Origin of the sequence: Salegentibacter agarivorans (assembly GCF_900113135.1) — a bacterium.
Classification (GTDB): Bacteria; Bacteroidota; Bacteroidia; order Flavobacteriales; family Flavobacteriaceae; genus Salegentibacter; species Salegentibacter agarivorans.
This window is the reverse complement of sequence record NZ_FOOH01000010.1, coordinates 131,025-157,518: the sequence shown is the minus strand read 5'-3', so window position 1 is coordinate 157,518 and position 26,494 is coordinate 131,025. Positions and strand designations below refer to the sequence as shown.

The window sequence follows — 26,494 nt, the reverse complement described above, 5'->3', positions numbered from 1 at the left end:
CCACCTGATTTTCCATAACAAATCCTTGTCTCTCGACTTGTTTCTGCTTAGCCTGGAAAGGCGAATAATCAGGCTTCCCCCGTTAAGCAAACATTCCTGTTAGTGAAGCCATCCGTTTTAACATATATTGCTATTCGGATTTTGGGCATCGGCACTTTTTGCAACCTTACCCCCAATATATGCCAGAATCGGTTCGATTTCTCTATGTTCCACTAACTTGCTAGGTCTTCCTTCACACACCACCGTTGCCAGTGACGCACTTGACTTTACATTGCTCTTCCCTCCGATCAGGTGAGCGGGCTTTCTTTCAAGCCTCGGAATTGTTTGCATGCAGGGCAAACAAAAAAAGCTCCTCAATTGAGGAGCTTTTTAACGTTGCGTCTCGCTATTTTCGTAAACTCTTAGCATTTCACAAAACTTTTCAGAAAACCGATTTTCGCTTTTTCTGAAATCGGCAGCTTAATAAAAGTTTAATTATTCATTATAACTGCTCTCCTTTTGTTAGTCCAGGCATAATAAAATATATAAGCATAACAGATCATCACTAAAATTAAGGCAATTTTAAAGCTATAGGAGTCGGTTAAAAATCCATAAGCCGGTGGTATAATCGCGCCTCCAACTATCATTGTACAAAGTACACCTGACCCCTGGGCTTTATCATCTCCCAAGCCGTCTAAAGCAAGGCTAAAAATTGTTGGGAACATAATAGAATTAAATAAGCCCACGGCAATAATCGTCCACATAGCTACAAGACCTACCGAAAAGGTAGATATAAGTATCATACTTATTGCTCCTACTGCAAATACACTTAAAACCCGCGCCGGGTTAAAAATAGTGGTTAAATAAGAACCAATAAACCTTCCTATCATAGCTCCTGTCCAGTAGAAGGTCACAAAAACACCAACTACCGCCATATCACTTGACGCTGAAATACCAGTGCTTAAAATCCAGCTTGCTATGGTGCGCATAAAAGATGTTTCTCTTACAGTTTCAGCCAAATCAAGACTTAAAAAATAATTTACCATATAACTTCCTAATGCAACTTCTGCCCCTACATAACAGAAAAGGCCAATAGCTCCCAGGATTAAGTTTCGATTCTTTAAAACTCCCCGGTAATCATTAGAAGCTTCTTTATCTCCAACTTTGGGGAGATTTACAAAAAAGAAAACAATTGCAATTATTATTATAAAAGCGGCAATACCAAGGAAAGGTGTTTGCACAGCAGAGGCTTCAGAAATATAATAGCTTGTTTGCGCAGTAGGATCCAGGGCTTCAATCTCGGCAGTAGTTTTCACTTTATCCTGAAGAATGAATAAAGCTCCTAAAGCTGGTGCAATTGCCGTACCCAGGGAATTAAAAGCCTGTGATAGATTAAGTCGGCTCGAAGCTGTTTTTTCAGGACCTAAAATAGTAACATAAGGATTTGCTGCTACCTGCAATATGGTAATCCCGGCTGCGAGGGTAAAATACCCAAACATAAAAATTCCGAAGATACGATAGGAAGCTGCAGGGTAAAAAAGTAAGCAGCCAACAGCCATAGTAACCAAACCTAAAATAATTCCTTTTTTATATCCAATTTTTGATAAAATATATCCTGCAGGTATAGAAAGTAAAAAATATGCGCCAAAGAATGCAAATTGTACCATCCCTGCCTGGAAATAAGAAAGGGTAAAAACTTCTCTTAATCTTGGTATAAGTGAATCTACCAGCACGGTAATAAAACCCCAAAGAAAAAAGAGGATAGTAACAAATATAAAAGCTGTACGATAAGATTTCTTTTGATTCATGTTCTACTTATTTTCTCTGTAAATTTCTTTATTTGGCTCGCTACTCATATAAAATTTTAATTCTCCTCCGTCCATAATATCTGTATGGTCTATAAAAGGCTCTTTTAGGACCTCTCCATTAAGTTCTACCTTTGAAACAAATACATTTTCTGCAGACTGGTTATTGGCAATTACTGTAAAAGTATTCCCATTATCCAGATTTATTGTTGCCCTATTAATAGCCGGACTCCCTAACGCGTATTCTGTAGAGCCGGGTGCTACTGGATAAAAACCAAAACTACTGAAAATATACCAGGCGCTCATTTGGCCAAAATCATCATTTCCACCTAAACCATCTGCACCGGTTTGGTATTGATCTTTGAGAATCATTCTTATTTTATCCTGAGATTTCCAGGGAGTATCGGTCCAATTGTATAAATAAGCAACATGGTGCGATGGCTCGTTTCCATGTACATAATTGCCAATTATTCCTTCACGCGAAATATCTTCTGTGTTTTCAAAATATTTATCGGGTAATTCCATTGAAAACAAAGAATCTAAATGTTGGGAGAATTGTTGCTTTCCGCCCATCATCTCAATCATTTCGGCCGGCTGATGTGGAACATAGAGACTATAATTCCAGGCATTTCCTTCAATAAATCCCTGCCCGTGTGTATCTAGAGCATCAAATTCCTTTTTAAATTCACCATTATCCAATTTTGGGCGCATAAAGCCAGATGCCGAATCATAAACATTTTTATAATTTTCAGATCTTTTGCTGAATTCTTCAAAAACTTCCTGGTTTCCTAATTTTTTAGCGGCTTGAGCAATGGCCCAATCATCGTAAGCATATTCCAGGGTTTTAGATACTGAAGCACCATTTTTATCTTCAGGAACATATCCTTTTTCCATATAGTACTCCAGGCCATCGTAATACCCAGTTTTTGCAGTTTGTACCATCGCCTCTAAAGCACGTTCTTCATCAAAACCAGTATTGCCTTTAACTATCGCATCAGAGATTACCGAAGCGCTGTGATAACCAATCATACACCAGTTCTCATTGGCATAATGTGACCAAACCGGTAGCATTTTATGAACACTTTGGTCATAATGTGCCAGCATTGCTTCTACCATATTGCTATTACGCTCGGGTTGTAAAATATTAAACAGCGGATGTAAAGCCCGGTACGTATCCCAAAGTGAAAAACTGGTATAATTGACAAAATTTTCTGCCTGGTGAATATTCATATCTATCCCGCGGTATTTTCCATCCACATCCATATATTCGGTTGGGCCCAAAAATGAGTGATACATAGCGGTGTAAAAGTTGGTCATTTCAGCATCATTTTCAGCATCTACCACTACTTTATTTAATTCTTTATTCCACTGCTCGCGAGCATCATTTTTAACTTTATCAAAATCCCAATGTGGAATTTCAGCCTTCATATTATTAAGCGCTCCTTCTGAACTTACCGGGGAAATTGCCAGTTTAATTTGAAGTTTTTCTTCGGCTTCCATATCAAAATCAAAATACATCCTGATTTTTTCTCCTGCTATTTCCGGGAAATTCTCATCCTGATCAAACTTCCTCCAGAAACCATTATAAGGTTGTTTATCGTAGCGTGCCCGCCCGTAATTTTTTATTGGCTTATCAAAGCTCATTGCAAAGAACACTTTACGTGTTCTAGCCCAGCCATTGGTTTGTCTAAATCCTGTTATTAAGGTGTCGTTTTCTACCCTAACAAAGGTCCATACATTTTTATCGTCGTAATTATAAATACCAGACATTAAATCCAGGATTACATGCGCCTCTTCTTTATCTGCAAAAGTGTAACGGTGCATTCCTACACGAGTTGAAGCAGTCATTTCAGCTTCAATATTATAATCTTCTAATAAAACTTTATAATATCCAGCTTCGGCTGTTTCTTTTTCGTGGGAAAAACGGGAACGATAACCGCTATCGGGATTGGTTTCTGTTCCAGGATTCAATTTTAATTCTCCTGTGGTGGGCATTATTAAGAAATCACCCAAATCGGAATGGCCGGTCCCGCTAAAATGGGTATGACTAAAACCAACAATCGTAGAATCATCATACTGGTAACCCGCGCAATATTTATAAACATCGGGGTTGTATTTGCCATCTACCGCGTAAGGAATGGTATCGGTATCTGGACTTAATTGCACGCTTCCAAAAGGCACCGTAGCGCCAGGATAAGTATGTGCCATTTTGGCTGTACCAATCATAGGATCTACAAATTGAGCGAGATCTTTTATATCATCCTTAGAAGATAAATTATTCGCTTGAGTGGTTTTTTCTTCTTTCCCGCAGGAAAAAAACAACAGGAACATTAAAAATGCTCCTGTTGAAGTAATAAAATTATTGTTGAATTTCATTCTTTTTTAATTTATGTAGATTGAAAGCTTCATCTCACATATTATAATTCATTAGTCAAAGAATACGGGAAATCTGATTTTTTAGTCCCTCGATTCTTATTAGGGGTATCACCCATTTCTATATCGATTACCGCGCCTTTCATAAGTTCCTTATGACTTAAATAATTCTTTGTGTAATTTTTGCCGTTTAATTCCATTTTCTGAATATACTTGTTGGAATCACTATTTTGAGGAGCATTAATAATAAGCTCATTTCCATTTTCAAGTTTTACAGTTACTTTTTTGAAAAGCGGAGCACCCATTACGTATTCATCTGTAGCCGGGGCGACAGGATAGAAGCCCATTGCAGAAAATACATACCATGCTGAAGTTTGTCCATTATCTTCATCGCCGCAATAACCATCTGGTGTAGGTTGGTACATTCTATCCATAGTTTCTCGAACCCAATATTGAGCTTTCCACGGTTCCCCGGCATAATTATATAGGTAAATCATATGCTGAATTGGCTGATTTCCGTGTGCATATTGCCCCATATCGGCAACTTGCATTTCCCGGATTTCATGGATAACCCCACCGTAATAACTTTCATCAAAAACCGGTGGCATTTCAAATACTTTATCTAATTGATCTACAAATTCTTTTTTACCTCCCATTAGATCGATTAATCCCTGTGGATCGTGAAATACTGACCAGGAGTAATGCCAGCTGTTACCTTCAGTAAATGCATCTCCCCATTTAAACGGATTAAAATCTTCTACAAACTCCCCGTTCTCTTTCTTACCACGCATTAGTTTAGTTTCCGGATCATAAAGTTTTTTGTAATTAAGACTTCGTTCTTTATAAAGTTCAATTTCTTCTTTAGGGCGATTCAGTTTTTTTGCCAGTTGATATATAGCAAAATCGTCATACGCATATTCTAAAGTTCTGGCGGCATTTTCATTAATACCAACATCATAAGGAACATAACCCAGATCTTTATAATATTCAGCGCCGGCACGGCCTACGGCAGTCATTGGCCCTTCATTATTTGCTCCATTTAGAAGTGCTTCATATAATAAATCGATATCATAATCAAACTTCCCATCGGTTTTTAAATAAGCATCTGCAACAACTGAGGCCGAGTTATTTCCTACCATAATATTCCTAAGACCCGGGCTCGCCCATTCTGGCAACCAACCGCTTTCTTTGTAAGCATTAGCAAGACCTTTTTGGATATTAGCATTTAGTTCGGGGTACATTAAATTTAAGAATGGAAATAAAGAGCGAAAGGTATCCCAAAAACCGGTATCGGTAAACATATAACCAGGTAAAACTTCCCCGTTATACGGGCTATAATGCACTACTTCGCCTTCAGCATTATATTCATAAAATTTTCGTGGAAAAAGTAAGGAACGGTACAAAGCAGAATAGAATGTTGCTACTTCATCTGGAGTTCCACCTTCCACTTTAATTCTGGAAAGTTCCTTATTCCATTCTTTGCGACCTTTTTCTTTTACGGTTTCAAAATCGTCATTTCCTATTTCTTTCAGGTTCAATTCGGCCTGATCATAACTTATAAACGATGAAGCTACCTTTGCATTAATAACTTCCCCTTTTTCAGTTTTAAAACTGATCACACTCCCAACGTGTTCAGCCTCAACTTCCAGGTCTTCTGAAATTTCTTCACCACTAAAGGTATGCGAAGCGGTAAACTTTTTATCGAATTCTATAATGAAATAGTTCCTGAAATTATCTGGTACTCCTCCACTATTTTTAGTGGTATACCCAATTATTTTGTTTTCTTCAGGAATAACCTTTACATAAGAACCCATATCCAATGCATCTATAACAACATGCGAACTATCAGATTCCGGAAAAGTAAAGCGGAAACGGGCAGCTCTTGATGTTGGGGTAATTTCGGTAGTTATATCATGATCGGCAAGATATACGCTATAATAGTGCGGATTTACTTTTTCAGATTTATGTGAAAACCAACTGGCCCGGGTGTCTTCATTGAAACGAATTTTTCCGGTTATGGGCATAATAGCAAACTGGCCATAATCGTTCATCCATGGTGAGGGTTGGTGCGTTTGTTTAAATCCGCGCAATTTATCGGCAGTATACTGGTAGGCCCAACCATGACCCATTTTACCGGTTTGTGGAGTCCAAAAATTCATTCCCCAGGGCCGCGCAATGGCCGGGTACACATTCCCATTTGACATGCTTGGCTTAGAATCTGTTCCCATTAACGGTTTTACCCAATCTACAGGGTTTTCAACCTTTTCTACAAGATAGTCCTGTGCATTGACAAACGTTGCAAAAAAGCAAAACGCAAGGACAAAAAAATTAGTTTTCATATAGTAATATTTTATTTATTTATTGGATTTGGTTTAACTCCCTCGTGAGTAATAACTACTGATTTTATATACCCATTTTCATCAAAATACATTCTATCTATACAGGTCATCCTGGAGTCACGTGCGGTTTCCCCTCCCGGACGGCGGTGGTACACAATATAATAATCATCTTTACCTGGTGTTTTTATTACCGAGTGATGCCCGGCACCATTGGCAATCTCTGGATCCTGTTGTAATATTGTGCCAATTCTTTTAAAAGGGCCGGTAGGTGAGTCGGCAATGGCATAAGCTACGCTGTAATCTGGACCGGTCCAGCCACCTTCAGACCACATGAAATAATATTTTCCATCTCGCTTAAACATAAACGGTCCCTCTACGTAACCCTCCGGGGTCACTTCCTTAAAAGTTTCACCATCTTCAAAAGTTTTGAACCCGGTGAAATCATCATTTAATTTTGCTACGTTACAGTGTTGCCAACCCCCGTAGAACATATAATATTCTCCATCGTCTTCAAAAACAAATTGGTCTATAGGCTGGGCGCCGTTATGGAATTTTCCAATTAAAGGTTTCCCCAAATGATCTTTGTAGGGCCCTGCTGGACTGGAAGCTTTAGCTACACCAATACCTCCAAGCTCTTCATCACTTTGAATATCGTTAGCTCCAAAAAACAGGAAATAATCTTTATCTTTTTTAATAATAGCAGGAGCCCACATAGCCCGGTTAGCCCACTTCACTTCAGCAGTATCAATTATTCTTTCGTGTTTCTCCCAGTTTACGAGGTCTTTTGAAGAAAAAGCATCAAGAAATACCTGTTCCTCGTAAGGAGCAGAATAAGTAGGAAAGATCCAGTATTTATCATCAAAAACGATTCCTTCAGGATCGGCATACCAACCGGGAAAGACGGGATTATTGTTTTGAACAATTTCTTCTTCTGTTTTCTCTTCTTTTTCTTTATTATCTTCTGCATTCATTTTGCAACTTGTAACGGCAAGCGCTGCAAACATCAATAATAAAAGGTTTCTATAAGAATTTTTCATCTTTAGCATTTTAATTTAAACTTCGTATTTGTTCCAATCCATTACCTCATTTCTAGTCACTGGATCCATAGCTACTTTTAATAAATCTTCATCGTATTTCATTCCGTGTTTCTCAAGCACATGCGCTGGGACACCGTCCCAAACATTGGGAGTATTCCCGCGATAATCGAGATATTTAAATCCGGGCTCACTTGTAAAGTAGCCGGTAACTACCAGGTTCCTGATATTCCTAAAAAATACAGGGCCTGGAGAATTTTCTTCAAAAGCTCTGGGGTAAGCCATGTTATCTATAATTTCCATTTGATTTTCTTTTGAAATCTCATTGAAAGCTGCTTCAAAACGTTTATTGCTTTCCCTATTAATCCACATTAAACCACCACGCATTGGAATTTGATGCTCGGGAATGTCTTTTACAATAAACTCGATGAATTCCGGTACGCCTGCTTCAGTAGCGGAAACCGATTCTTCATCTTCAGGAATAATAATATCTGATAATATAGAAATAGTAGCCATCTCTTCTTCAGAGAAAAATGTCTCAGAATATAAATCTTCATCTCTTTCCTCTTCCGCCGGAGTTCTTCCGTACCCCTCTCTTTCTTCAATTATATCTCCTGCAGCAATAGGTGATTTTTTATCGGTCACACAACTGCTAAGGAACAAGCTAGAGCCTACGCCTCCCAGAACCAGTGCTTTTAGTGATTCCCTTCTATCCATAATTATAAATTTTATAAATTCCCTTTTTTAAGCTGTTCGGTCAAATAATCAGTAGCACGCCAGGCCAGTGCCAGGATCGTCCAGGTTGGATTCTTATCTGCCTGGGATACAAAGGGACCGCCGTCCATAACAAATAAATTAGGTACATCGTGCGCCTGGTTAAATTCATTTACAACAGAACTTTTAGGATCTTTACCCATCCTTGTGGTTCCCACTTCGTGGATAATCTTTCCAGGATTTTCTAGTCCGTAATTTTTTTCTTTTCCAGGCTTGTCCCCTAATGGAACTGCGCCCATATTATGCATCACCTCTTCAAAAGTATCTTGCATATGCCTGGCTTGTTTTACTTCTTCATCAGACCAGCTGTAATTGAATTTTAGCACCGGGATTCCATACTTATCTACTGTATTTGAATCAATTTCGCAATAATTTTCTTTTCGTGGAATACTTTCTCCACGTCCGGCCATTCCAAAGGTAGCTCCATAGAATTTTTTTACATCTTTTTTGAGGCCCGTGCCATAAGCATTTCGTGAAGTATCACCGGTAATTTCTTTTAAGGCCTGGGTATTAAACCCAAATCCATAAGCAGGCATACTCATTCCGCCCCAATATTCAATATGATATCCACGAGTAAAACCAAGGTCTTTACTATCGTTTAGCCACCATGGTGTATAAAGGTGCATTCCGCCTACGCCGTCTTCATTATAACGTTCTCTATCTACCAGTTGGGGAATAAATCCCATCCTGGAAGATCCCGTTGAATCGTGAAGGTACTTCCCTACCACTCCGCTGGAATTTGCCAGTCCGTTAGGGTGCTGTGCCGATTTTGAATTAAGTAAAATACGTGCCGAACTACAGGCGCTAGCGGCTAAGATTACTACTTTTGCTTTGATTTCGTAATCTCTTAGATCGTCTTTATCTATATAAGAAACCCCGGTAGCTTCCCCTTCCCCATTGGTTAAGACTTCTCTAACCATGGCATTTACATAGAGGTCTACATTACCAGTTTTTACAGCTGGTTTCACTAAAACAGATGAAGAAGAAAAATCGGCATAAGCCATACAGGAACGGGAACACTGGTTACAAAAAAAGCATGCGCCACGCTCCTTATTCACCGGTTTTGTGAGTATAGATAAGCGAGAAGGAATCATAGGAACTCCTGCTTTATTAGCCCCTTTTTTGATGTATAACTCGTGTAATCTGGGCTTTGGAGGTGGTAAAAAGAACCCATCTGGTTCGTTTGGTATATTTTCTTTAGTCCCAAAAACCCCAATTAATTTATCTACTTTATCGTAATATGGTTTTACGTCTTCGTAAACTATTGGCCAGTTATCACCTTTTCCATCAAAATCCTTTCGTTTAAAATCCAGGGGACCAAAGCGAAGAGAAATACGCCCCCAATGGTTGGTTCTTCCACCTAACATCCTTGATCTAAACCAGGCAAATTCTGTATTTGCATTTTGGGTATAGGGCTCCCCTTCTAATTCCCAGCCACCATAGGCCATATCGAAATCTCCAAAAGGCCTTGTAGTAGAAGCTCCTCTACGTGGAGACTCCCAGGGCCACCTAAGTTGGGTGCGCTGTTCTTTGTTAGCAGGATCAAAATCTGGTCCCGCTTCCAGCAATGCTATTTTAAACCCGGCATCAGCAAGTAGTTTGGCCGCCATACCGCCACCAGCACCCGAGCCTACTATGCAGACATCATATTTAGTTGATTGCTTCTTTATTTGAAATGACATTAATTCAATTTATGTGGTTATACCTTCTCCTTCTTCTCCAGTACTCTTCCAGATTTCGATAAAGCTACTGCGTAAGCTCCCAACATAGTAGCATTGTTGGTGCCCAACCTGGAAATACCCACCGGGACTCTTTTATCTTCTACGAATTCAATTTCCCTGGTAGAAAATGGAACTTTAATTTTTTTCATTGCAGTTTTATAAAATGCCTGCTTAGTTTTTTGTTCTTCAAAAGAAAAAGCCTGAGATACTATTCTATTAAACCTGTCTTTGTTCCTATTCTCAATTTTTCCATTAAGATGCTCTAATATTTGTGGCAACAGTAATTTAGAAGAACCTGCTATGCCCCCACCAATAACTACACCTCCATCAATTATATTCATAACATTGGCCAGTGCTTCTGCGGCAACTTTCGCAACACTATCATAAGCCATAACTGCGGCTTCCCTATTTCCATTTTTATCTCCTACGGCAATTTGAAAAATATCTTTTGGGCTTAACTCAAAGCTTTCTTTAGAGTAATCTTTATAGTAAGATTGGATTCCCCTTACACTTACACTTTCTTCGGCAATAATTTTTGGCTCTAAGAGATTTCTCATCAACCAAATTTCTCCCCCCGCAGAATTATCTCCTGCACATATTTCCTGGTTTATAACAACCCCGGCGCCAAAACCGGTTCCTAAAGTAATACCTATTAGATTTTTAAATTCTTTTTTTATTCCGAATTCTTTAAAACCATTATTAACCTCTGGAAGAAAGCCACCAATAGCCTCTCCATAGGTAAAAAGATCTCCGTCATTATTAATATAAGTAGGCAAGTTAAAATAATCCTCCAACATTGGTCCCAAGGCCACGCCCTCTTTAAAAGAGGGGAAGTTTGGAGGGCTTATAATAATCCCTTTTTCGTATTCTGCAGGTCCTGGGAAAGCAAAACTAATAGCCACTGCCTTTTCTGGCAATAAAAGCTTTTTTACTCTTTTGAAACCTTCAATAATATTTTCCAGGCATTTTTCTAAATCTGTTGAGTTGGATGGTAAGGTGATAAGTGGAGTAATTGGTTTTCCTCCTTTTAAAGCGGAAAAAACAAAATTAGTCCCACCTGCATCTAATGTTAAAACTATTCTTTCGTCTTGAAATATTTTCATTTGCAAACTTAGCAGTAAGATTTTCGGTTTTTATAATTTTGTTATTTCAACAAATGCGGCTTTTCCTGGTAAGTTTTCCAAAGAAATTCTCCAAATAGCGTATTGGCCCAGGCAAACCATTCCCGGGAGAAATTTGTGGGATCGTCTTTATGGAAGGTTTCGTGCATAAAGCCAGTATCTCCATGAGTATTTTTAAGTGTATTTATACACCATTTAATTTCTTTATCATCCTTACTGGTTAAACCTTTCATGGTAATAGACATAGGCCAAATCATATCTAGCGCAACGTGGGGGCCACCTATTCCTTCAGCTGCAGTGCCTTCGAAAAAGAAAGGATTGTCTTTAGACCAAATATAATCTCTTGTATTTTGATAAATAGGATCATCTGCAGCTACGGCGCCTAGATAAGGTAATGAAAGGAGACTAGGAACATTAGCATCATCCATTAACAATTGGTTGCCAAAACCATCCACTTCAAAAGCGTAGATCTTACCATATTTTTTATGATCTACAACGGCATACTCATCCAAAGCTTCTTTCACCTCTTTTCTTAACTTCAGGAGTTCATTTGCTTTATCGGTCTCTCCATGGATTTCTGTTAACATTTCTGCAGCTTGCTCCAGGCTAACCACTGCAAAGAAATTTGAAGGAATTAAAAACGAAAACACCGTGGCATCATCACTAGGTCTAAATGCCGAACAAATTAGGCCTACTGGATTAACTGGATAGCCATACCCCTGCAACGCACGGGTATCGGTAGCTTTTGGAGTTTCTCTTTGAAAAGAATATGCGCCTCTATCATCCTTTTTTTGCTGATCTTTAAATACCTTAAGGATAGAATCAATGGCTTTTATCCAATTATCATCGAAAGGGCTGGTATCGCCAGTAGATTTCCAGTAATGGTAACCTAACCTAATAGGATAACATAGGGAATCAATCTCCCATTTACGCTCGTGTACACCAGGCTTCATATCGGTTAAATCGCTAAACCATTCACCTTTCTTTTCAGAATCATCATAAAAAGCATTAGCATACGGATCTTTTAATATATACTGAGTCTGCTGGTTTATAACACCCGCTATAAGTTTTTTAAGTTTTTGATCTTCCTCGACAAAAGTCATATAAGGCCAAACCTGCGCTACACTATCCCTTAACCACATGGCATCGATATCCCCGGTTATTACATAGGTGTTTGGTTTGCCATTTATTTCTGAATAGGTTACCGTGGTATCTAAAGTATTAGGGAAGCAATTATTAAAAAGCCATCCCAGTTCTTCGTCTTTTACATTTTTCTGAAATTCTGCAATAACCTTTTCAATTATTTTACTTTCGAAATTTCGATCTCCCTTAGGAGTTCTAACCACGGGGAATTTTTTAAAAAAATCGCTTATTTCTGAAGCATTAAGATGAAATGGATCCAACATTGTTAGACCGCCTGCTAATGCAGTATTTTGTATAAATTTTCTACGTTTCATATATTAAAATTTCTGTAGGACTTAATAGTGATAGTTCTTATTCCTCTTGTATATACGCTATTTTTTTTCATTAAATATTATCAGGATTTTCTGCGTAAGCTTCCCATAACTCATCGAGTGTAGCACCCGTAAGTTCTTTCCATAATACTTCGGAATAGGTATTTTCCCGCATATTTCTATCCAGAGTTACAACAAGATTCTGATTATAATTATTTGAAATCCAGGCTAAAAACCTGGCGGTTATTCTATAGCTATTTTTATAAGATTGATCGGGTGAATATTCTGGCAGAAACCATTCTGCACCTTCATTATTAACACCATATTTATAACGTACATAATCGGCAATTCCCTCGGTAAGCCACCCTGGATCCGCTTGATGTGGATAGGATTGTACAATATGCATGGCTTCGTGAGTAATTACATCTAAATCGTTTGGTTTCTTTTCAAGCCATTGGGAGCTTATTGTGATTTTACCATTGTTCGCAAAGGCAACCCCGGTATAGGAAGTATCAATTTTAACATAAATGGTATCCTTAGCTTCAGGATTAAAATCTTTTACCATTTTTGGATAAACCTTAAAGAAGGTTTTTACTAAACCGTTCTTTACCTCGCTATCTAAAAAAGGCGAATCGTTGGTAAACATTAGAGTTTTATCTTTTTCCTTAAAAACTTCAGGTTGCTGAGCTTGCATTTCGATTACCACAAGGAGGGTAAACAAGGTGATAAGCAGGCAGGTATTTTTCATTTTTTAATTTCTTTCAATTCTATTCCAAGCTCTTTATTCTCTTTAAAGATTTCTAGAGGAAAAGATTTAATGTATTACAAGGCTAAGCTTTGTCAATACTTTCAAATAGGTATTAAATTTATATAAGAAAAAGCGGAGGTGGAATTAATTAGGCTAACAACTAAATATGAAAAAACTATTAAAACATGATTGCCTCACCTCCACTATTTCTATTTATAAATTCTTTTTAATTTAAATTGATTCACTCTTAGGTAATCCTGGATTATTATTACCAGATAAAAATTAAGAGGTCAAAATACTTAGTTTGACCTCTTTGGCTAAAACTTTATTCTGGAATTGATAATAGGCGCCACTCACTCATTTGGAATAGACCTCCGCCATTATTATTTACTACATTAAACCTATAATGAGTATAAGCCGTTTCATTCTCAAAATAAAACTCCCTGGTTAAATTTCTTCCGCTAAAAGTTTGATCAACTCTTTCATCCAAAACTTCCCAGTTTTCACCATCATTAGAACCCTGAATTTGCCAATCGCGCGGATCTCTATCTGGTGCATCATTTCCAGAGGTTAATTGATAAAAACTCACTACTTTCTCTTCTTCAAACTCAAGGTTTACCCAAAACGGTTGCTCGTAACCGGCTAAATATTTCGAATTTAAATCTCCATCAATTAATTTTAGGGAGCCTTCATTGCCCTCTGGGCCACCGCCATTCTCTCTATTTACAGATATTACCGCTTCATCAGTAATATCTACCGGGGCAGAGGCAATCACTTTTAATTGTGCTTCAGCACTTATACTCTCCTGGTCCTGAGAAACTATTCTTAAAACAGTTTCTCCAGCTCCTACGGCAGTAATAGTTACTGACTTATCTTCGTTCATAACAAGATCGGCAACACTAGGATCACCAATCTCCCAAACATAGTCCCTGGCTGGAAAAATATTGGGTACAAATCTTGCTTTAATCTCCTCTGTTTCTCCTGAAATAAGTAAAATATCAGTATTGTCTAGAGTAACTCCAGTCTCCACCAAATCTGGGAAATCCCTGCGCCCCTCACAGGAAAACAGGCCTACTAAAATAGTAGCGAGGATGATATTCTTTAAATTGAAAATTTTTGTCTTCATATTATATTTTTTTAATAACCTGGATTTTGTTCTAAATTAGGATTGGTTTGCACCTGTCTTAGAGGTATTGGATATAATGTTCTAAAATCTTCACTAGGTTCGTGATCCCACCATGTTCCCGTGGTAAATTCACCAAATCTTATAAGATCTGTACGACGTTTCCCTTCAAAAATAAATTCACGACCTCTTTCTTCCAGTAACTCATCTAATGTTAAAGTAGCCGTGGTATAAGAAGCCTCAGTCCAGTCTTCATCATTAAAATAACGACTCTTACTTTCGTTAATAAGGTCTACCGCTTCAGCGGTTGCACTTCCACCATTTAATCGCATTAAAGCTTCAGCTTTGTTAAAATACATTTCGGTTAACCTGTAAATCACAAAATCGTTTTCTAAATAGTTTTCATCTGTTTGTGTTCCCGAACGATATTTATGAAAACGAGCACCACTGTTCTCTTCTCCATCTGTCATACTTCCTTCTCCCGTTTGGCCTTCAGTATTTCTTCTAATATTGTTTACATAAACCAAAGGCTGTCCATTATATTCTTCTGATCCTAAAATTGGCTGATCTGTACCGAATCTATATTGAGGTCCGAATAAAAACCACTCCTGTTTTCTAATATCGCTCTCTTTATATTCATCAAAAGCTGAAGGAATTACAACAAAAGCATTCCAACCTGAATAATTTACATCTAATGCAGGGGCCATATTGGAGAATCCTGAATAAAAAGCGCGCCAATCATAGCCAAATCCATTTTCTCTACTAAATGGAAACTGGAAAATATTCTCTGGAGAAAGTTCATTCTGGTTACTAAAAGGACCTAATGGATCCTGGTCTAAGGCCATACTTCCCATGAGTGCCCCACCTTCTCCATTAATTACTTTATCGGCATACTCAATGCTTTCCTGCCATCTTGGTTCTCCACTCCAAACTTCGGCATTAAGATAAAGTTCAGATAACATAGCGTATCCAACAGCTTTAGATACTCTACCAAGTAAGGATTGTGACAACGGCTGAAGGCTTTCTACATTCTCCAACAATTCACTTTCTACAAAGGCAAAAACCTCTTCTCTGGATGCAGTAGCTGGATTCTGGGGCTCGCCCACTTGAGTAACAATTGGAATATTACCAAAAAGATCCATTAATTTCATATAATGGTAGGCTCTTAAAACTTTTGATTCTGCTACTAAAGATTCCAAACGCTCCTGAGATATATTTGCAGATTCAGGATCAATATTTTGGATATCAGTAATGGCCGAGTTTACATATCCTACTCCAGTCCACATTAAACTCCAGGTATTGGCCAGTCTCCCTTCCTGAGGAGTCCAGGTGTGATAATGTTGTCTAATATGATCTCCACCATCAAATCCATGAGGCCCTTTTTGAGGCCAGGCTACCTGATCAGCTGATAATTCATTGTGATAATAATAGCCATTTTGGCCAGACCAGGACAACCAGGCCTGCATGTGTGTAAAAGGTCTTAGTGTAGCCTGAATAATTTCTAATTCATTATTATAGAAATTTGATTCCTCTAGTTCAGAATATGGACTCTCATCCAAATCCATACAGCCGAAGAAACTAAATACTAGCGCGAAGCAGGCTAAATTTTTTATACTTAATAAATTCTTCATTTCTTGTTTGTTTAAAATTTAACATTCATACCAGCAGTAATCGTAGTAGTTCTAGGATAGAAATTTCTATCATCTACACCAGGATAAAGCCCGGTATCCTGAACTTCCGGATCTCTACCTGTATATCCAGTTATTACAGCAAGGTTACGTGCGTTGGCATAAACCCTAAGGGCATTGAAAGGACTATTTTCTCCAAATTTGAAGTTATATCCAAGAGTTACGTTATCCAGTTTTACAAAATCGCCGCTTTCCAGGTAATAATCTGAATATTGAGGCTGCTCACTAATATGGCTATACTGGTCTAAAGCAGAAGTCAAAACATTGCCTCCAATATTTGGGTTGCCATAAAACAAGTCTACTGTATTCAAAATATCATAGTCAAATTTACCTCTTAAGAAAACAGTAAGATCAAAGTTCTTATAGCGAAAGGTATTGGTTAAGGATGCATTGTACTTAGGCATTCCGTTTCCTATTATAGCATTATCTTCTCGCGGACTAATCTCACTGGCTGGCACTACAGAGCCATCGGCCTTATAAAAAAGCCATTGGCCATCTTGTGTGAAGCCGGCAAAACGTTTTCCGTAGAAATTTCCAATTGGCCCTCCTTCGGTATTTCTAATTGCATCTCCTAAATTTCCTGGGTTTCCAATATTTCCTCCATAAATTTCACTGGCAATAAATTGATCATTAGAAAGTGTAGTTAGTTCATTTTCCTGATAACTACCAGCCATATCTATAGTCCAGCTAAAATCTTCAGAATTAATAGCTCTAAAAGTCATTCCTAATTCTACCCCTTTATTAGTTATGGTACCAACATTAGTATAAATAGTACGCTGAACAAACGGCGGTTGTGGCACTTCATAACTTAGAAGTAAATCTTCGGTGCGGCGGTTATAAACATCTAAAGCACCAGTTAATCTATTATTAAACAGCCCAAAATCCAATCCTAAGTTCCATTCCTTTTTCCTTTCCCATCTTAAATCTGGGTTAGGGTTTTTATTAGCTCCGTAGGTTTGATAGAACGTTGGAATATACTGTCCATCGGCATTTGGAGAGTCTGGGTAAATTGGATAACGCCCACCGGTCCCAAGTGTTACCAGAGATTGATAATTGGGAATACCCTGATTACCGGTAATACCATAATCTGCTCTTAGTTTAAGATTAGAAACAAAGTCTGTATCTTCCATAAAAGCTTCATCTGAGATTAACCAGGCAGCAGAAACAGCAGGAAAATTACCCCACTTATTATTAGCTCCAAATTTAGAAGAACCTTCTCTACGCATAGATGCCTGTAGGAAATAACGATCTTTAAAAGAATAATTTACTCTGGAAAAAAACGCGATTAGCGTATTATCATTTTTAAAACTGTTTAGACCAGGTCGGGGTAAATCGGTATCAATAATTGCGTTTCCAGCACCAAAATTCCAGTCTAAAAATGCATCAGTAGTAAAACCACTGTTATTCATATCAAAAGTTTCCAAAGTAGTATACTGGTAACTATAGCCTCCTAATAGATCAAAAGCATGATCTCCTATTTCCCGTTCAAAGGTTAAGGTAGGCTCAAAAGTAGTGGTATGATCCAGTAAGTTTGATTTATAAGCATAACCAGTTCCCAGGTACTGACTTCCATCGTTGTACTGGTTCCAATCCTGAATAGATCTATACTGCCTGTCATTCCAGGTATTACGTTGGTAAGACCCAAAGGCAGCTACTATTAGACCTTCTGTAATTTCAAAGGAAGCTTTAGCATCACCAGAAAAAGTTTGCTGCTGTCTCTTATTAAACCTGTTTTCATATTCCGAAAAAGGATTGTATCCTCGCTGAGGCTGATAAAAACCGAATTTTCCTTCGTTATACAACTCGGTTCCTTCTTCAACGGAATAAGGAGCATATATAGGTGCAGTAGGGTTCCAATCGGTTACAATACCAAATTGACCTCCTCCTAATAAATTAGCATTATTAAAGTTAGTTACAATGCTAGACTGAAAATTTAATCGATCGTCAAAAGCGGATTGATTAAAACTAGCTCTAACCCCAAATTCTTCTCTTTCATTTTCCAATGCAATTCCTTCAAGATTCCTATAGTATAAGGAAACCCTGTAATTACTATTTTCGCCTCCACCAGAAGCAACAAAATTATGATACTGACTAAGGTTTGCTTCGTTAACAAGTTCATCAAATATATCTGTAGAATATCCGAAATCATTTGAAGAGAAAACGCCATCTTCCATAGCCTGCCTATACTGGGCTGCAGATAAAAAATTTGGTTTAGCGTTTACAAAATCTCTTGATAAAAACGTAGAATAATCAAAACTAGTTACTCCAGATTTACCTTTTTTGGTAGTTATTAGTATAACACCATTGTTTCCTCTGGTTCCATAAATTGCTGAAGCAGCACCACTCTTAAGAACATCAAAAGACTCAATATCATTTTGCTGTACAAGGTCTAAGTTACCACCTGGAATACCATCTATAACGATTAAAGGTTCTGTATTACCAGTTATTGAGGTAACCCCTCTAAGCTGAATTGATGTCCCTGCATTTGGGTTATTTCCGGCAGGTCGGGTAATTGACAATCCGGGTACTTTACCCTGAATAAGAGATAAAGCATTAGTTACTACTCCCTGGTTAAAATCATCTTCAGTCACCTTGGTAATAGAAGTAGTAACAGACCGTCTATTTTGGGTACCATACCCTACCAATACTACCTCATCCAGAGATTCCTGGCTAACTTCCATTTGAACATCAATCAAAGATTGTCCATTTACATTTTGCTCAATCGTTTGCATTCCAACAAAAGAAAATACCAGCACCGCATCCTGGTTTTCTAATGTAATAGAGTAATTCCCATCAAAATCGGTCTGTGCTCCATTGTTCGTTCCTTTTTCCTGGACAGTCACCCCGGGAAGAGGTAATCCGTTAGAATCAGTAACAGTTCCTGTCACCGTATTTTGATTCAGCGCATAAGGATATGCCTGGGCAATCTGAAATACCATTAATAAGAAAAACAAAAAATATTTGAGATTCAATCGAAGGTAAATAGACCGAACAAACAGGCTAGTCTTTTTTTCCATATTAGTTTAAAGTTTAGTTAGTATTTAACATTAAATTAGTAAAGCTAATATACTAAAACGGTTTAGTTAAAAAAATAATATTTAAAATTTTAGTAATTTTAACATTCTATGTAGGTGTGAAATAAATGTTTAGGGGTAAAAAGATTAAGAAAAGTTCTATTTCCAGGGATAAAATGGTAACTATCTGAAAGGAAGACCAGAAAGAGATTCAATTATTTTAATAATTATTTCTCTTATTAAACATTTTATTCTGACAGATATAAATTCAGAAATATTTATTTAAATAATTGCCAGGGATTTTTATTCCTCCTTTCTAATATAATAAGCGGACTATTATATAGCAACAGTTTCCTAAGTCACATAATTAATAGCTTCAAAAAATGCTAAAAGTGATTAGAGTATAATATTATAAAAATATACCTTCAATAAAATAGCCCTTCTACCCCCTCAGATTTTTTTTAAACCATTTCTTGTTTTGCTAAATCGTTTTAGTATATTAGCCGTAAATACTTAGGCAAGTACCTATTTAACCGATAGAAAATGAACATTCTTCTTAAATATTCTCACTATTTATCAAGAAGATACTACACAAAGAACTTTTCTCATCTTGATGGAAGCTCTAATTCCCTTATGATTTTCACAAACTTAAATACAAATAGTTTAAACGATTAACTTTTTAAACCAATTAAAATGGATAAAAAAAATAAGGATTTAAATAAACTTTCAAGAAGAAAGTTTATAAGCCGTACCGCCACAGTTGCCGCCGGTATTTCTATTGTTCCAAGACACGTACTTGGGGGAGTTGGCTACAAAGCACCGAGTGATACTTTAAATATTGCTGGAATTGGTGTAGGTGGTATGGGAAGAGCTAATCTAAGAGAAATGGCCGGGGAAAATATTGTAGCCCTTTGTGATGTAGATTGGAAATATGCTCAAAGAGCTTTTAACGATTATCCCAAAGCCAAAAAGTTTAAAGATTATCGTAAGATGTTAGAAACTATGGGTGATGATATTGATGCGGTAGTAATTGCAACCCCCGATCATACTCACGCAGTTACAGCTGCTGAAAGTATGAAAATGGGTAAACATGTTTACCTGCAAAAACCCCTTACCCATTCTATTTATGAATCTCGATATCTTACAGAACTGGCAAAGGAAACAGGTGTAGCTACCCAAATGGGTAACCAGGGACATTCGGGCGAAGGCACCCGGCTTTTTGCGGAATGGATTCGGAATGGCGAAATTGGTGATCCTATAGAAGCACATTGTTGGACCAACCGTCCCATTTGGCCACAAGGATTAGAAAGACCAGAAAACGAACCTGCTATCCCTTCTACCCTAGATTGGGACCTCTTTATAGGACCGGCTGAATACAGACCTTACCATCCAGCTTATACTCCGTGGAATTGGAGAGCATGGTGGGATTTTGGAACTGGCGCATTAGGTGATATGGGCTGTCATATTATGGACCCGGTATATTTCGCGCTAGATTTGGATCATCCTACAGCCTTTCAAGGTAGCTCTTCCCAGGTAAATACTGAAAGTGCTCCCATAGCAGAAAAAGTAATTTATTACTTCCCTGAACAATCTAAACTGAATAAAATAAATAGACCTGAATTAAAATTAACCTGGTATGATGGCGGATTACTGCCTGAGAGACCAGAAGGTATTAAACCAGGAAAAGTGCTTGGTGATAATGATGGCGGAGCTATGGTAGTTGGAACCAAAGGAACCATTATTTGCGGAACCTATGGTCGTGATCCTTATATAATAGGAAGAGAAGACAATCCACCTCAAACTAAAAAAGTGATTCCGCGTGTTGAAACCAGCCATGAGATGGATTGGGTAAGAGCATGTAAAGAATCTAAAAACAACCGCCGTGAGGCAAGTTCTCACTTCGGTTATTCGGGACCATTTAATGAGGTGGTAGTAATGGGGAATTTAGCTGTTCGTTTACAGGACCTGAATAAGAAATTAAATTGGGATGGAAAAAATATGAAAATCACCAATATTGGAGAAAGTGAAGAAATTAAGGTAGTAACTACCGATAAATTCACTGTGGTAGATGGCGATCCAAAATTTAATACCCAGTATGCTACCATTAATGCGAGAGAAGCAGCCGAACAATATATTAAACATAATTACAGAGAAGGCTGGAAATTATAACCCATTCAACTAAACAATTTATCACACAATTTAAATCACAAATACTATGACATATTTACCTAAAATCAAAAAGAAAAACATCGCACTACCCCTCTTGCTTCTTGGCGCTATCTTTACTAGTTGTAAAGATCAAAAAGAAGAAAATAAAGACCAGGACAATGCTCAAATAGAAGCTAACTCAGAAGAATTAGAAGATGAAGCAGGTTTAAATGAACTTTCAGCAAAAGAAAAAGAAGAAGGTTGGGAATTACTCTTTGATGGAGAAAGTACAGATGGCTGGCGAGGTTATGGAAAAGATTCCTTTCCTAAAGGATGGGTTATTGAAGACGGTGCCTTAAAAGTGCAGGGAAGTGGAGCCGGGGAAGCCGGTGGTGGCGGAGACATTATTTACAAAGAGGAATTTAAAGATTTTGAGCTTTCCCTGGAATGGAAGGTTTCTGAAGGTGGAAATAGCGGGATCTTTTACCTGGCGGAAGAAATTGATGGCGAACCTATTTATACCTCAGCTCCTGAATTTCAGATATTGGATAATGAAAAACATCCTGATGCAAGATTGGGAAAAAATGGAAATAGACAGTCAGCCTCTTTATATGACCTAATACCCGCTGAACCTCAAAATGCCAAGCCAGTTGGAGAATGGAATAAAGCTTCTATTATTGTATATAGAGGCACGGTAGTTCACTCTCAAAACGGAGAAAATGTGGTAGAATACCATCTATGGACTGATAAGTGGAAGGAAATGGTAGCGGACAGTAAATTTAAAGACTGGGAAAACTTCTTAAATGCTGGAGGAGAAGATAAACAAGGCTATATAGGCCTTCAAGATCACGGTGACGATGTATGGTTTAGAAACATTAAGATTAAAAAATTATAGCTAATTTATAAGCATTTCCTACGGTGATTATAAATTCAAAAGAACCTCTTTACTCCTGGTAAAAACCAGTGAGTTTAGAGGTTTTTCATTATATAAAAGTTAGAAATCTCTAAAATTATTTATTCTTCTATTATGAAATTTACATCTTCAAATCTAAGTTTAGCTGGGCTCTTAAAACCCTTCGCACCAATTTTCATATTAATTACACTCGGCGCTCATAGCCTGGTTTTTGGAAAAGAAAAACCAACTTCAGTACCTTCCAAATTGGTTACTCTAGAAAATAATAACAAATGGTCTCACCTTGCCAATTCTCTTCAGGAGACTACCTATAAAAATTACCTGGGAGAAAATGGAGTGTTTACTCAGGATAATAAGGAACAAAATAAATTTCATTACTGGTGGAATGCTCATATGGTAGACATTTTAATTGATGGTTATTTAAGAACAAAGGACGAATCTTATTTACCAAAGATTAAAGATCTGGTTAGGGGAATAAAAAATTCCAATCAGGATAATTTTCAAATTTACTTTAATGATGATATGGAATGGCTGGGAATTGCCTGTGTAAGGGCTTATCGAGCCACGGGAGATGAAGAATACAAACAGGTAGCAGAATACCTTTGGGAAGAGGTAAAAAAAGGATGGACAGATGTACACGGCGGAGGAATTATGTGGAGAACAGATACACCAGAAGAAAAAAATGCCTGTTCTAACGGTCCGGGCGCTTTGCTAGCACTTAATTTATATGCTATTAATAGTAACGAAGATGAACTTGAATGGGCTAAAAAGATTTTTGAATGGCAAAAAAATACGCTGGTAGATCCTTTAACCGGGCTGGTTTGGGATAATATATCTTATCAAGATGAAGAAGCAGTAATAAATAAAGATCTGGTGTTGTCTTATAACCAGGGAACTTATATAGGAGCAGCTACGCAATTGTTTAACCATACCGGAAATAAAGAATATTTGGAGGAAGCCTGGAAAACTACAAACACTTTAATGAGGAGCCCTAAACTTACTTTCGAAGGTATTCTAAGAAGCGAAGGCCAGGGTGACGGCGGATTATTTAAAGGGATTTTGGTAAGAAACCTAACTCTTCTGGCAGAAAATCCCGCGCTGGCAAACCAAAGAAAAGAACTCCTATTAGATTTTTTAGCTTTTAATGCAAATACTCTAAGAACTTTTGGATTAGATAAGAAAGAAATGGTAGTAAGTCCTAATTGGGCACAAAAACCGAAGAATCAAACAGATCTTTCAACCCAATTGAGTGGGGTTATGATGATGGAAATGGCTGCCAGGTTAAATTTGAAACAAGAAAATGTAAAAAGGTATTGCCAACAAAACGAGGCAATTTATAAAAAGCCTCATTTTACAACTTTATCTAAAGAAGAAATTGTAATTGTAGTGCTTGGATCTTCTACAGCGGAAGGAATAGGACCCACCAAAAAAGAAAATGCATGGGTACCAAGATTTATAGACTACCTTCAGGAAAGCGATACTAATTTTAAGGTTATTAACCTGGCAAAGGGGGGGTTCACCACAGCAGATCTTCTTCCTGATGGCCACCCCGATAAAAATATCTCTAAGGCACTTTCTTATAATCCCGAAGCTATTATAATTAACTTACCATCTAATGATGCTGCAGAAGGCCGCAATACTCCAGAACAATTAGAAAATTACCAGAAAATATTTAATTCTATTAAAAATGAAATTCCGGTATGGGTAACCACTCCACAACCCAGAAATTTTGAAAAGGCAAAAGTTAATATTCAAAAAGATATGGTAGATGCTACTTATGCATACTTTGATAAAGAATTCATCATTGATCTATGGACCTGTTTTGCTACAGAAAAAAATCTTATTAAAAAGGATTATGATAGTGGAGATGGCATACATTTAAATGATGAAGCACATAAATTAATTTTTGAACGTGTAGTTTTAAGCTTATCAAACTTTTTGAAGCAAGGATAATTCATCACCGAATGCTATAACGTCTAATTCTTAATGGAAATAAAATAGGTCCCGGAAAAACATTAGATACTTCGCCGGGACCTATTCAACAAAAGTTACATTTTATTCTGTTATTATCTCTACTTCTCCCCCACTTTTAAACAAATCATGAGATATAAAGTAGCCTTTCAGCTCCTCATCGTTTACCATTATTTGCTTTAGATTTCTACCTGAATTTGCCCTATCTATTGTGAGTGTTTTACCGTTAGGAAGGTTCCATTTAACTTCCTCAAAAATTGGAACTGTCACTAAATATTCGGGATCTGCAGGAGATAAGGGATATAGTCCCATTGCTGAAAAAACATACCAGGCAGACATTTCACCCGCATCATCCATTCCTGAAAGCGCCAGGCCATCTTCCCCAACTCCGTAGAAATCTCCAAGAATTTCATCAATAATCTCCTGAGATTTTTCAGGTTTATCTACAAAATAATAGGAAAATGGCGCTTCATGTGCAGGTTGATTGCCGTGAGAATATTGACCTATAAAACTGGCAACATTTCTCGCTATATGGTCTGGATTCCAGGGCAACGTAAATAAAGAATCTAATTTTTCTTCAAATTTATCTGCCCCTCCATATAGTTTTACTAATTCAGGCATATTATGTGGCGCAAAAAAAGAAACCTGCCAAGCATTGGCCTCACGGTACATATATTCATAATAAGGATATTCGGTATCAAATGGACTAATCCAATCTCCGTTTTCAAGTCTTCCACGCATAAAATTAGTTGAAGTATCAAAAACGTTTTTATAATTTTCAGAACGTTTTATTAAATCTTCATATTTTTCTTCATCGCCCAATGCTTTGGCTAATTGTGCTACAGAGTAATCATCATAGGCATACTCTAAAGTTTTTGAAACTCCAGCTTTGGCTTTGGTTTCTACTTCAGGGTTCTTCACGTCTGGATCTGAAATATAACCCTTCTCAATGTATTCTTTAATATGTGGCCTGGGACCACCATCTTTATAAGCGTTATTCAGTAAGAGTTCATAAGCCTTTTCTACATCAAAGCTTGAATTTCCTCTTAAATAAGTCCCGGCAATGAAAGGTGCTGCATGATCCCCGTGAAAAAATGTGGGGATAAAACCTGTTTTTTCACCTTTATCAATTAAGGTTTTAATAATATCGGTAGTTACTTCAGGAGAAACAATACTTAAAAGTACCAGTTTATTTCGGTAAGTATCCCAAAAAGAAGGGTTGGTATAGTAATTAAAATCTTTTTTCTGAATTTCTCCTTTTACATCTTTAAATTCACCATTCACATCGCTTCTAAGTGCCGGCCATAAAAAAGAACGGTAAAATGAAGAATAAAACATTTCGTTTTGTTTTTCATTTCCTCCTGTAACTTCAATAGTTTTAAGTAAATCTTCCCAGGTATTATTCGCACGTTTTTTAATCTCCTCAAAATCAGCTTTACCAATTTCTTCTTTTAAATTTTGAGCAGCATTTTCAGTATTTACATAAGATAAACCAATTTTTAGGCTCACAGGATTCTTCCCATCTTCTAAACTTAAAATAGCGTAGCCATCTTTTTCTCCCATTTTTTGCACGTCAAGCTTTTTTATATTGACATTACTTTCTGCATAAAAATGAATTTTATCGCCTCCCACATGCTGAAAACCGGATATTGAATAATCATCTTCTTGTGTTATTTCCCAGTTAGATACCCCGTGATTTGCTTTAGCCAAATCAAAAAGGATCTTTCTATCCGTTTCATTTTCATAAGTGTACTCGTGAAATCCGCTTCTCAACGTAGAGGTAAGTCTTACTTTAATTCCATAATCGTCCAGGTTAACTTCGTAATACCCAGGAGATGCAGATTCTGTGTTATGAGAAAATGAAGATTTAAATGGAGCTTTAGCATTCCCCGAAACCGGAAGAATTGGAATATTACATAAATTCCAGTGCCCTTTATTGGTGTGGGTAAATCCAAGTATTTCGGTATCTTCATATTCATAACCAGCACCGGTACCATACTCAGTTATAGGACTAAGTTGAACCATTGCATTAGGCAAAGAAGAACCCGGAAACACTAATCCCGCCCAAACCCGCCATCCTTCTGGAGGTGTATAACCTATAAATTCCGGATCGGTTAAAGGAGCAGTTCCTATAAATGGATTAACCATTGAAGTATAAGATTTTTGAGGCTCATCATCTTCTACTTCTTCATTATCCTGATTAGTAGAATTGCAGGAGATAAATAAAAAAGACAAGAAAAATAAAAGAAACTTTCCTGTCTGGAAATAAAGGGGTTGTACTAGGTTCAT

The 26,494-nt window shown here is 37.4% G+C and carries 16 protein-coding genes; 3 read left to right on the top strand and 13 right to left on the bottom strand.

The window, feature by feature from the left end:
• Nucleotides 1-470: 470 nt before the first annotated feature.
• The 12 genes from BM084_RS09385 to BM084_RS09330 all read right to left on the bottom strand — a co-directional run bounded on the left by BM084_RS09385 (nucleotide 471) and on the right by BM084_RS09330 (nucleotide 19,176).
• Nucleotides 471-1,787: a sugar MFS transporter gene (locus BM084_RS09385; RefSeq protein WP_075325006.1), complete on the bottom strand. Its 1,317-nt coding sequence runs from the start codon at nucleotides 1,785-1,787 to the stop codon at nucleotides 471-473.
• A gap of 3 nt (nucleotides 1,788-1,790) precedes the next feature.
• On the bottom strand, nucleotides 1,791-4,160 hold the full coding sequence (locus BM084_RS09380) for a GH92 family glycosyl hydrolase (protein ID WP_262506675.1): 2,370 nt from the start codon (nucleotides 4,158-4,160) through the stop codon (nucleotides 1,791-1,793).
• A 41-nt stretch (nucleotides 4,161-4,201) separates the two neighbouring features.
• The gene (locus BM084_RS09375) at nucleotides 4,202-6,496 is read right to left on the bottom strand and encodes a GH92 family glycosyl hydrolase (protein WP_093304479.1); all 2,295 of its coding nucleotides are present in this window, start codon (nucleotides 6,494-6,496) and stop codon (nucleotides 4,202-4,204) included.
• A gap of 11 nt (nucleotides 6,497-6,507) precedes the next feature.
• A complete protein-coding gene (locus BM084_RS09370; protein WP_083634117.1) occupies nucleotides 6,508-7,533 on the bottom strand; it encodes a glycoside hydrolase family 43 protein in 1,026 nt (341 codons plus the stop codon).
• Between the two features lie 15 nt (nucleotides 7,534-7,548).
• Nucleotides 7,549-8,247, bottom strand: coding sequence for a gluconate 2-dehydrogenase subunit 3 family protein (locus BM084_RS09365; protein ID WP_075325009.1), 699 nt, complete (start codon nucleotides 8,245-8,247; stop codon nucleotides 7,549-7,551).
• Nucleotides 8,248-8,258: 11 nt separating this feature from the next.
• Entirely contained in the window at nucleotides 8,259-9,986 is a 1,728-nt protein-coding gene (locus BM084_RS09360) for a GMC family oxidoreductase (protein ID WP_093304477.1), read from the bottom strand.
• A 17-nt stretch (nucleotides 9,987-10,003) separates the two neighbouring features.
• Nucleotides 10,004-11,128 carry an ROK family protein gene (locus BM084_RS09355; protein ID WP_037317837.1) on the bottom strand — a complete coding sequence of 375 codons (1,125 nt, stop codon included), beginning with the start codon at nucleotides 11,126-11,128 and terminating at the stop codon, nucleotides 10,004-10,006.
• 41 nt (nucleotides 11,129-11,169) lie between these two features.
• Complete coding sequence (locus tag BM084_RS09350) at nucleotides 11,170-12,603, bottom strand: glycoside hydrolase family 125 protein (protein ID WP_093304475.1); 1,434 nt, start codon at nucleotides 12,601-12,603, stop codon at nucleotides 11,170-11,172.
• 70 nt (nucleotides 12,604-12,673) lie between these two features.
• Nucleotides 12,674-13,348, bottom strand: coding sequence for a basic secretory protein-like protein (locus BM084_RS09345; RefSeq protein ID WP_177195686.1), 675 nt, complete (start codon nucleotides 13,346-13,348; stop codon nucleotides 12,674-12,676).
• 325 nt (nucleotides 13,349-13,673) lie between these two features.
• Complete coding sequence (locus tag BM084_RS09340) at nucleotides 13,674-14,474, bottom strand: discoidin domain-containing protein (RefSeq protein ID WP_093304473.1); 801 nt, start codon at nucleotides 14,472-14,474, stop codon at nucleotides 13,674-13,676.
• A gap of 11 nt (nucleotides 14,475-14,485) precedes the next feature.
• Nucleotides 14,486-16,102, bottom strand: coding sequence for a RagB/SusD family nutrient uptake outer membrane protein (locus BM084_RS09335; RefSeq protein ID WP_093304471.1), 1,617 nt, complete (start codon nucleotides 16,100-16,102; stop codon nucleotides 14,486-14,488).
• An 11-nt stretch (nucleotides 16,103-16,113) separates the two neighbouring features.
• Nucleotides 16,114-19,176 (bottom strand): SusC/RagA family TonB-linked outer membrane protein, encoded by a 3,063-nt coding sequence (locus BM084_RS09330; RefSeq protein ID WP_075325014.1) that lies wholly within the window; start codon nucleotides 19,174-19,176, stop codon nucleotides 16,114-16,116.
• Nucleotides 19,177-19,866: 690 nt separating this feature from the next.
• Between BM084_RS09330 and BM084_RS09325 the strand changes: the two genes are divergently transcribed.
• From BM084_RS09325 to BM084_RS09315, 3 genes are all read left to right on the top strand, one after another.
• The gene (locus BM084_RS09325) at nucleotides 19,867-21,342 is read left to right on the top strand and encodes a Gfo/Idh/MocA family protein (protein WP_093304469.1); all 1,476 of its coding nucleotides are present in this window, start codon (nucleotides 19,867-19,869) and stop codon (nucleotides 21,340-21,342) included.
• A 46-nt stretch (nucleotides 21,343-21,388) separates the two neighbouring features.
• Nucleotides 21,389-22,216 (top strand): 3-keto-disaccharide hydrolase, encoded by an 828-nt coding sequence (locus BM084_RS09320; RefSeq protein WP_083634118.1) that lies wholly within the window; start codon nucleotides 21,389-21,391, stop codon nucleotides 22,214-22,216.
• A gap of 132 nt (nucleotides 22,217-22,348) precedes the next feature.
• Nucleotides 22,349-24,187: a glycoside hydrolase family 76 protein gene (locus BM084_RS09315; protein ID WP_093304467.1), complete on the top strand. Its 1,839-nt coding sequence runs from the start codon at nucleotides 22,349-22,351 to the stop codon at nucleotides 24,185-24,187.
• Nucleotides 24,188-24,289: 102 nt separating this feature from the next.
• On the opposite strand, the gene BM084_RS09310 is transcribed toward BM084_RS09315, so the two are convergent.
• Nucleotides 24,290-26,494: a GH92 family glycosyl hydrolase gene (locus tag BM084_RS09310; RefSeq protein WP_075325017.1), complete on the bottom strand. Its 2,205-nt coding sequence runs from the start codon at nucleotides 26,492-26,494 to the stop codon at nucleotides 24,290-24,292.